At 54.4% G+C, this 8,372-nt stretch carries 9 protein-coding genes; 6 read left to right on the top strand and 3 right to left on the bottom strand.

Translation table 11 applies throughout. From position 1 onward, the window contains the following. Positions 1 to 582: cation efflux transmembrane domain-containing protein (locus C7435_RS16560; RefSeq protein ID WP_233350818.1), on the top strand; the 582-nt coding region annotated here is incomplete at its 5' end. Continuing rightward, positions 582 to 1,136 carry a methyltransferase family protein gene (locus tag C7435_RS16555; protein ID WP_121212537.1) on the top strand — a complete coding sequence of 185 codons (555 nt, stop codon included), beginning with the start codon at positions 582 to 584 and terminating at the stop codon, positions 1,134 to 1,136. The genes C7435_RS16560 and C7435_RS16555, both read left to right, overlap by 1 nt. 46 nt (positions 1,137 to 1,182) lie before the next feature. Here the strand turns inward: C7435_RS16555 and C7435_RS16550 are convergent, their stop codons facing one another. Continuing rightward, positions 1,183 to 1,599, bottom strand: a complete 417-nt coding sequence (locus C7435_RS16550; RefSeq protein WP_121212536.1) for a MerR family transcriptional regulator — start codon at positions 1,597 to 1,599, stop codon at positions 1,183 to 1,185. A gap of 70 nt (positions 1,600 to 1,669) precedes the next feature. Here C7435_RS16550 and C7435_RS16545 point away from each other — a divergent pair, with 70 nt between their 5' ends. The 4 genes from C7435_RS16545 to C7435_RS16530 all read left to right on the top strand — a co-directional run bounded on the left by C7435_RS16545 (position 1,670) and on the right by C7435_RS16530 (position 4,655). Further along, positions 1,670 to 2,032 carry a hypothetical protein gene (locus C7435_RS16545; RefSeq protein ID WP_121212535.1) on the top strand — a complete coding sequence of 121 codons (363 nt, stop codon included), beginning with the start codon at positions 1,670 to 1,672 and terminating at the stop codon, positions 2,030 to 2,032. 1 nt (position 2,033) lies between these two features. Then, on the top strand, positions 2,034 to 2,573 hold the full coding sequence (locus tag C7435_RS16540; RefSeq protein ID WP_121212534.1) for a hypothetical protein: 540 nt from the start codon (positions 2,034 to 2,036) through the stop codon (positions 2,571 to 2,573). Beyond that, positions 2,566 to 2,817 (top strand): GDCCVxC domain-containing (seleno)protein, encoded by a 252-nt coding sequence (locus C7435_RS17365; protein WP_121212533.1) that lies wholly within the window; start codon positions 2,566 to 2,568, stop codon positions 2,815 to 2,817. Before C7435_RS16540 ends, C7435_RS17365 begins: the two co-directional genes overlap by 8 nt. Before the next feature lie 512 nt (positions 2,818 to 3,329). Next, complete coding sequence (locus tag C7435_RS16530) at positions 3,330 to 4,655, top strand: tyrosine-type recombinase/integrase (protein ID WP_065383215.1); 1,326 nt, start codon at positions 3,330 to 3,332, stop codon at positions 4,653 to 4,655. Between the two features lie 143 nt (positions 4,656 to 4,798). On the opposite strand, the gene C7435_RS16525 is transcribed toward C7435_RS16530, so the two are convergent. Together C7435_RS16525 and C7435_RS16520 are read right to left on the bottom strand one after the other, a co-directional pair. Continuing rightward, a complete protein-coding gene (locus C7435_RS16525) occupies positions 4,799 to 5,980 on the bottom strand; it encodes a PD-(D/E)XK nuclease domain-containing protein (RefSeq protein WP_065383216.1) in 1,182 nt (393 codons plus the stop codon). After that, a complete protein-coding gene (locus tag C7435_RS16520) occupies positions 5,980 to 8,280 on the bottom strand; it encodes an argonaute/piwi family protein (RefSeq protein ID WP_121212532.1) in 2,301 nt (766 codons plus the stop codon). The genes C7435_RS16525 and C7435_RS16520 overlap by 1 nt, the downstream gene beginning before the upstream one ends. Positions 8,281 to 8,372 lie beyond the last annotated feature (92 nt).

Raw genomic sequence — 8,372 nt, 5'->3', positions numbered from 1 at the left:
CGCGCCCTGTGGGCCGTCATTTTTATCAATCTTGTGATGTTCGTCGTCGAAATCTCGGCAGGCTTCGCTTCAGGTTCGCAATCGCTGAAAGCCGATGCCCTGGATTTCGCAGGCGATACGATGACCTACACAATCAGCCTTCTGGTCATTGGCTCCGCTCTCGCGGTTCGAGCCAAAGCCGCTCTCTTCAAAGGTGGCCTTTTGTTCGCGATCGCGATTGCCGTGCTGAGCATGACACTGCTCCGCGCATTCTCTGGCGAGCCGCCAGTCGCAGAGACCATGGGCATTGTCGGGTTCGCGGCACTACTCGCCAACGCTATCAGCGTGCTGATCCTTCTCAAATGGAGAGACGGTGACGCAAACGTCCGTTCGGTTTGGCTTTGCTCTCGTAATGACGCTATCGGCAATGTCGGCGTCATGATCGCCGGTGGCCTCGTTGCCCTGACAGGGTCAGCCTGGCCGGATCTCATTCTCGCGTTTGTGCTCGCCGGCATATTCACCCGCTCGGCTTGGTCCATCTGCTCGCAGGCTCTCTCAGAGCTTCGCGACCACGCAGCAGTCGCCAACACAGGAGAAGCGTAATGTCCCCTTTGCTCACCGGTGTCGTCGCTTATGTTCTCATAACGGCCGCTCTCTCGATCCCATTCATGTTTCGAGCGCGGTCTGAGTTTCGACAGCAAGGTAAATGGTCGCCGCTGACCGCTGCCTTCTCGGGCCTCATCATGCACGGGCACTTCCTCGCCACGATCGCTCTCGCCTGGCTCGATCGTGGCAGTTTGTTCGCGTCGAACATGATCTCGCTGGCGATCGGGGGAGGGCTCTTCCTTGGTGGCGCTTACGTCATTTTCCTTGGCCGCTACGCCTATGGTTCACAGAAGCGGGTTTACGGCTTGCTCGAAGATGAGTTGATCCAACACGGTATCTATAAGCGCACACGCAATCCCCAGTATGTCGGCTACAGCGGCATGTTTCTCGGTGCTGCCATCGCGGCCGGATCCGGACTCGCCCTGTTTTCCGCATTGGCCTTCATCGCGATCATCCACGTGTTCATCACTTGGGTAGAGGAGCCGCACATTCGCAGAACCTTCGGAGATACGTTTGATCAGTATGCGCGCAAGGTCGGTCGGTATTGGTAGCGGAGCGTAGATCCTCGAATCCTGATCGCGAATTCTACATCAGGCGTTAGTTTAGAGTCTTGCTCGGTGCCTTTAGTGACAGGACGAGCGCACAGTCCGGCGTGTCTGTGCGCTGGCACTGGCTCGTGATCTCTTCCAGAGACGCTGCGAGCTGCCTGAGATCGGCGACCTTGCGATGGATTTGGGACAGATGCATCTCGGCCATCCCTGCAACCTGTTTGCAGGAAAAGGTCTGCTTCTCCGTCATGGTAAGAAGTTCCCTGACTTCCGCGAGAGCAAATCCCAACTGTCTTAGCCGAAGTGCAAACCGCAGGCGCTCGATGTCCGCCTGCGAAAACAGCCTGTGGCCAGCGTCGGAGCGCGCCGATGCGGCGACCAGATCGATGCTCTCATAGTATCGGATCGTCTCGATGTTGCAGTCCAACAGCTTCGCGACGGTGCCTCGTTTAAGCGGTCCCTTCATCGGGTCAACCTGTCCCCATGCAAATTTCTCTTGATCCTGCAGTTACTACAGGGACTACCATTCTGCAGTTATGAGATCGACCCAGAAAAACCTTATCCCTTCATCCTTCGTATCTGGCAGCGGGGCAGTCAGCGGCTTTCTCGCTTTTGTCGGCGCGTCCTGCTGCGTGGTTCCGATCTTACTAGTTCAACTTGGTGTCGCCTCCGGCTTGGTTGCAAAGCTCGGTTTCTTTGCACGCTGGCAGGATTGGTTCGCTTGGGGGGCGACCGGCATGCTCGCGTTCTCGCTGACGCTGGCGTTGTGGCGCGGAAGCCCGGGCCGGATATTCTGGATATGGTGGATTGTTGGCGCGGTATTTCTCGCCGTGTCGCTCATCCTGCCGAACTACGAGATGCGATTGCAAAGCTGGTTATTGGACTGGCTCCGAGCTTGATATGGCCAAACCTTCGCCGACCTATCAGTTTCGCGACGGAGGAACTATACCGCCGCCCGGGCCTATCGGTCGTCTCTCACGCCTGATTTTCGGCGCAGGCGCAATCTATTGGGCGGCCCAATTGTTTCGCTTCGGCGAGATGGATGCCTTGACCAATGCATGGGTGATCGGGTTCACGGCGTTTGCTGTCCACTTGGCCCCATACACGCTGAACATTGGACTGGGTTTTCGGCTAGGGCTTTGGCCTCGACTGCTGGCTACGGGCTTGTTGATCGGCGCCGCGGCTATCGGATGGCAATCTTCCGGCGAGTGGATCAATTCACAGCTTTGGTCGACCACCTATTGGCTCAATACCTATGTCTATCTCCACCTTGGTGGTTCATTTTTCCTGGCTGCTCTCTTCGGAACGCCCGGCTGCGAAATGCGCGCAATACCGATATTGATTGGCCGGATAGCAGGGCGTGAAACCCGCGATCACGAATGTCCCGGGCCGATTGGTGCAATTGATCAATGGGAGCGTTCCTTAAAGTCCGATGGTTGATATCCAACTCAAATCAACACTCACCTGTCCCCATTGTGGCAGCATACACGCCAATTTGGAGATGCCGACGAACGCCTGCCAGTACTTCTGGGACTGTCCGTCATGCAGCACGCTGCTGAAACCGAAGCCGGGCGATTGCTGCGTCTTCTGCTCCTTTGGAACCGTACCGTGCCCGCCTATTCAGGAGGGCGATGCGTGCTGTGCAGCAGGGTGGCCTCCCCGCGCTCGTCGGCTTGGGTGTTAGAGTACGGCACATCATGCGCTTTGTGCGGTGAACCGGACAATTCAGACATCCGCCGAATACAGAACTCAGCCGACAGGTTATGACCCCTCCTAAGCCAAAGCGGATGCTAGGTGTTGGCAAGAAGTCAATGCGGCCAAATGATCGTACAGCAGATCAGGGCTGTCGACCTTGTCGTGGCCCTTTTGAACACACAAACGATCCACTTGGATCATGAACCCCGACGCTTTCCAGCTTGGTTTGTCCAAGCTTCTTGGACTTTGTCCAACGACTTGTGACGTCCAACAAGAAATGGCGCACCCAAGAGGATTCGAACCTCTGACCTCTGCCTTCGGAGCTGGTTCATTGCCCTATCCGAAATGCGCGATAGGGCACGCCAGAGCACGATAACCACCTGAAAAACATTGATTTTCAGAATCCGCTCTCCGAAGTCTCTATCCGAGAATACGCCCGAATTTGCCGCCAAGTGCTTACGTGGTGCTTACGCGAAGTCGGGTCCGGCAGGGACTGGAACCATGGCGAAGATCACCAAGCGGGTCGTCGATACGGCTGAAACAGGCACCAAAGATTACGTCATTTGGGATGATGACCTCCCTGGGTTTGGTCTGCGCGTCTTCGCATCCGGGAAGAGAAGCTATGTGATTCAGTATCGATCCAGAGGACGTTCGCGTCGCTATACGATAGGCCTCCATGGCGTATGGACCCCGGAGACCGCGCGTCGTGAAGCGAAAGCGCAACTTGGCCGGGTCGCTCATGGTGACGACCCCGCCGAAGAACGGGAAGAAGACCGGAAGGCGCTTACCATCAAGCAGCTCTGCGAACAGTACATCGCTGACATGGAAGCTGGCCTCATTCTGGGGAAAGGCGGACGGCCGAAGAAGGATACCACCATCGCCACCGATGTCGGCCGTATCCGCAGGCACATCATTCCTCTTCTTGGGACGCGACGTGTGCGGGACATCACCAAGCCGGACATGAATAACCTGATGAAGGACATCATCGCCGGCAAGACACGCGTGACCATGAAAACCGAAAAGCTGCGCGGCAAGGCCATCGTTCGCGGCGGTCGCGGAACCGCGATCCGGACTATGGGCCTGCTTGGCGGCATCTTTTCTTACGCGGTCGAGGCCGGGGTGATCGAGCACAATCCCACGCATGGCCTCCGCAAACCGAAATATCAGGTCCGCGACCGCCGGCTCAGCGAAGCCGAGTATCGGGTTCTAGGCGGCATTCTTCGCGAGGCGCAGGAGAGCGACCACTACCGCATACACGCCGACATCCTCAGGCTGATCGCGCTGACTGGCTGCCGTCGCGGAGAAATCATAAATCTCAAATGGAGCGAGGTCGATCTTGAGGGTAGCTGCCTGCGGCTGATCGATAGCAAGGAGGGGTCTTCCGTTCGTCCTGTCGGATTGCCTGTTATCGAGTATCTCGAAGACGAACGAAAGCGGCGGGCAGGCACGTATGTATTCCCCGGCAAGGGCTTGGACAACGCCGTCGGGAACTTCCCACAGAGTTGGAAGAAAATGTTCAAGGACACGCCGCTTTGGGACGTAACCCCTCACGTTTTGCGACACAGCTTCGCGAGCATCGCGAACGACCTGGGCTTCACAGAGATCACGATCGCCGCGCTGATCGGTCATGCCAAAGGATCAGTCACGAGCAAATACGTCCACACGCTCGATTCTACACTGATCATGGCCGCAGACACTGTGTCCGGCTACGTGAAGGCTTTGCTTGAAGGCGTAGAGTTCAGACGGAACACCTACACGCTGGATCGGCAGTCCCGACAGAGCGCAATCAACGAGATTTTGAACGAAGCACGGCCATGCACCCAATGATTGCTTTCGATCACTCCTCGTCGGTCCGCTAACTGCCATATTTGACGGCCAAACCAAATCTATCTGTCAGATATGACGGTTAGCACTCTGTATTTGATCAATCCGGTTGCCCGATGTCTGCTACATGCTTCGGACAAATGATGCTACGATTGCTCAGATCGTTCCATTCTTGACGGTCTTGGAAGAATGATAACTTTCTCAATTCCGTCTAAGCTTTCAAGACCCATCTGGAGGGTCGCATATTCCTCTGTTTGCCGACAATCGTCCCAGATGAACGCAACAAGTCTCTCATAGCCAGTCCTGTCGCCCAAATAGAGTGAGCGGTCTGCTGCAATTTCCTGCGTGATTTTGCGGCACTCAGCTGGTCCAGCGCGGCGCATGAATTTTACTTCGATGATGGTCTGTAGAGAAGGTACTCCGAGATCATACCGAGGAGTCGTGTGCCCGAGCTTTGGGAGAGACTGCTCATCGACAAGGTCCTTGAAGACTGGCCTCAACACAGTCCAAAGCAAATTCTGCACGTGATACTCATGATCAACTTCCCACTGCTGTGGCAAAACGCCTTTGACGCGCGGCTTCGTCTCGTACGTCCAATGGGACATCGCATCCCGCACTTCGTCCAAAAGAGACACAAGTTCTGGGAAGCCTGCTCCATGCACAGGCATGCGTGAAAGCGCTTCAACACAAGAGTCAAAAACAGATCGAGCAGCGGCCAATTTCGGGAGAGCGGTCTCTCCAACAAGATTGACTGCTCTCTCCCAAGCAAGTTGCCTGTCATTGGCATCACAATCCTGATTCAACGCTGCCTGCACAGCAACCCTGAATAAGACGTCAGCGACAGCGCCCCAAGCTTCGACACCGAGTAGGACTTGAGCAGCTTTGACCAGCCCATACTCCCACTCGTCCTGGGGAACTGTTGTTGCTGATCTGGCTAAAAGTTGAACAAACCAGCCTAGCTGGTCTTCAGCTATCCCGGCCGTCTGCGCACCGAGCGCCACGCCCAGTAAAGCAAATCCATCGATCTCAAATCTCGGAACTCTCCCCTCGGCGAAAAAGGTTCGACCAGATAGATGCTCAAATCCCTGTCGAAAAGACGCCAGATCATTATCGGACACTAAGCCTGCGGCAAGCGCATACCCAATACACGCCACTCGAGGATACGCCGCGACGTCCTCATCCGCCTCTTCGTCTGGTCGGAAGAGAGATGGAAGCATCGCTCGATCGCTTTTGATCAAAAATGCACAGAAACCGGCGACGTGAACAGGTAATGCGGAGTAATCCGACTCTGAGATATCAAGTGCAGACTTAAGCTCGGTCAATTGCATTATAGGAACCAGGGCGTTCTGCCGATATCGCGAAACTTCACGGCATCATCATCCCAACTTTCAATCTGCTTCAGTCCGGTCAGCCTCTCAGCAATCAGGTCTGAGTATTTGATCGTGATTGGGAATGGCTCTGGTGACATTATTCGCCACGAATGTGCAGTAAAATCGAATGCCTGTCGTGAAAGATAGGTCATATCTCGAAATGTGGAATTGCGATGCAGTTTGAGCAAGCAAGCTCGTGGCATGCCATCGGTTGCTTGTTTGAGTTCGGAGGCGCCTGCGAAAACGACAAGCGATTCATAGTCGCCAAGCTTTAGATGCATTCCCCTCGACGGTCCCAAAATCCCTTTTTTTTGTTGAGCCCACGGAGGCTCCCCTTTCTGGTCCGTGTCAAAAAGCACGAAAGGATTGGTCGGAGCGATGTGAACAAAGGCATATGTAACGTTGTCCAGCTCCAGCCCCTCGACTGCGGCCTTGATTGCTTCTGCTTCTACATCCTTCGCTGGCTTGAACATGTGGAAAATCAGACGAACCCTATCTGTGTTCTTCCAATTGTCCTGATCTCTGACCCTGATAATTGTTCTCTTCAAAGTTTCGGTCAATGCGGAGGTATATTCGGAAAAGGGAACCACGTTTGTTCGTTCACTAAGGTGATATCCGCCATCACTTGAGAAAACTGTTGTGATACCGACTTGGCGAGCGCCCCCGCCGATCCTGCTAGTGGTCGCAACGTGCGAGCCCACGCCAATGACGAGTTCGTGACCAACCGTCTGCTCGGCACCCAAAAGCCATGGACGACCACCAAGCTTCGCATAGCAAGCAAGGCTCATTTGGTTCATCGTAAATACTAAACCTGCTGCGGGTTGGCTCATCGTTTCCAATCGGAAGCTCTGAACAGCAACGTGATTCTTCAACAACACCGCCTTAGAGCCAAAATATGGGTTTTGGTTACCAGGGAGCGCTTTGAAGTCTTCCTCGACTTGAACCAGTGCTAAATCCCACTGGATGCCCGTATCTGCGGCGTGTGCAAGCGCTGCGGTGCAAGCCTCCTCGTATCCATTTAACGTAGGCGACCTAGCAGTAAACGTCTGAACATTGGCCTTCTCAAGCTGGAACCGGCGTAAAAAACCATCGCCATATCGAGCCTGCTCTCGTCCTCGGCGCCCGGTCTTAATATCAGGCATGCCCTCAAGAAACTTAGCGACAAATGTTTCTACTTGGCCTTCATATCGAGCTTGGCAGATGACGGCGATGTTTAGCTTCTTGGGCGTGAAAGTGCGTTGATCATAGGGCCCGTTCGCCTTTATTCCGCGCTCGTTCCAACTGTCGGTACGTGTTCCCGATGGATCGAATACAAGCGCAGGCTTCTTTATCAATTCGCGCATTGGAAATGACGGCGACTTTGAGTCGAGCAGCTCGGAAATCTCAAATTGGACGCCTGGTACTGCTTCCATGGATTGATCACGTAGGAAACCCAACGTTTCTTCGATCATTCTGAGACGCCCCGGGCCCGAATGCAGCTGACTTGTAGCGAGCTTTGCATCGTTCAGCACTCTATCCGCTTCGCCGCCAAGGAGGGTGCGCACACACCAGTCGAAATCTACTTTGCTCCCAGACAGTCGAGCTCGAGACGCCTCGACCGTGTCAAAGCCTTCACGGTGATCTTCCAAGACCAACTGCCCATCTGATATCGAAGCTACGCGCCCTACCGTTTGAGGGCGCAGCCCCAGCCGTGGATCGATAGGAGGGTGGTCGATGAGCACATATCTACCGATAGGTGAGATCCCCACCTTGATAAGTTGATCGCAGGTGGCAAGAAGAAGGTTCCGGACTCTCGCATCGCACAACAGACCAAATTGTGGTTGACCATCGGATCCAAAAATCGTTCTGGGCGTAAACTCAAGTAGCGAACGCTTTTGCACCCATTCGGGCAACTCGCCGTGACTAATGAAGTTTCTCTGAGCGCTACCGAGCACTTCAACGGGAAAGTCACGAGCAATCTCGCGTTTTCCCGAGAAGGTTCTTATTAGCGCCGCATTGAGCAGGGCCGCCCAGTGCCAATGCGTTTCTTGAAGATCAATCTCCATCGTTTTGTCGCTCAACGGCTCTGCGCCTTGCGCAACGGGAATGTCGATGATCGTATCGTTTTCTCTGTCCGTACGAAAAACATGCGTTTCACCAAACTCTTTTCGAAGCGAACTCAAAATGTCCGATTCGAATGGGCGAAATCCTACGTGAATTTCTGTATCGCCACTTAAGCTCACCGAAGCGAAGTTTAGTTTCAGATTTTCACCGCTCATCTGCCTTCAACTTCTCATTTCGCTAGGGTTTGATTTGGCTCCGCCACCTTATAATAATGCTTGGCAGGGCCTTGTTCTACTTGTGATTTGAA

The sequence above is a fragment of the Maricaulis maris genome, from assembly GCF_003634045.1.
GTDB lineage: Bacteria > Pseudomonadota > Alphaproteobacteria > Caulobacterales > Maricaulaceae > Maricaulis > Maricaulis maris.
Note: the sequence above shows the minus strand (reverse complement) of the source record. Positions and strands in the feature narration are given on the sequence as shown.

Excerpts from the sequence above, each read along its gene's own strand:
- C7435_RS17365 (WP_121212533.1), top strand. The coding sequence starts at position 2,566 with ATGGTTGATATCCAACTCAAATCAACACTCACCTGTCCCCATTGTGGC.
- C7435_RS16530 (WP_065383215.1), top strand. The coding sequence starts at position 3,330 with ATGGCGAAGATCACCAAGCGGGTCGTCGATACGGCTGAAACAGGCACC.
- C7435_RS16520 (WP_121212532.1), bottom strand. The coding sequence starts at position 8,280 with ATGAGCGGTGAAAATCTGAAACTAAACTTCGCTTCGGTGAGCTTAAGT.
- C7435_RS16545 (WP_121212535.1), top strand. The coding sequence starts at position 1,670 with ATGAGATCGACCCAGAAAAACCTTATCCCTTCATCCTTCGTATCTGGC.
- C7435_RS16555 (WP_121212537.1), top strand. The coding sequence starts at position 582 with ATGTCCCCTTTGCTCACCGGTGTCGTCGCTTATGTTCTCATAACGGCC.
- C7435_RS16525 (WP_065383216.1), bottom strand. The coding sequence starts at position 5,980 with ATGCAATTGACCGAGCTTAAGTCTGCACTTGATATCTCAGAGTCGGAT.
- C7435_RS16540 (WP_121212534.1), top strand. The coding sequence starts at position 2,034 with ATGGCCAAACCTTCGCCGACCTATCAGTTTCGCGACGGAGGAACTATA.
- C7435_RS16550 (WP_121212536.1), bottom strand. The coding sequence starts at position 1,599 with ATGAAGGGACCGCTTAAACGAGGCACCGTCGCGAAGCTGTTGGACTGC.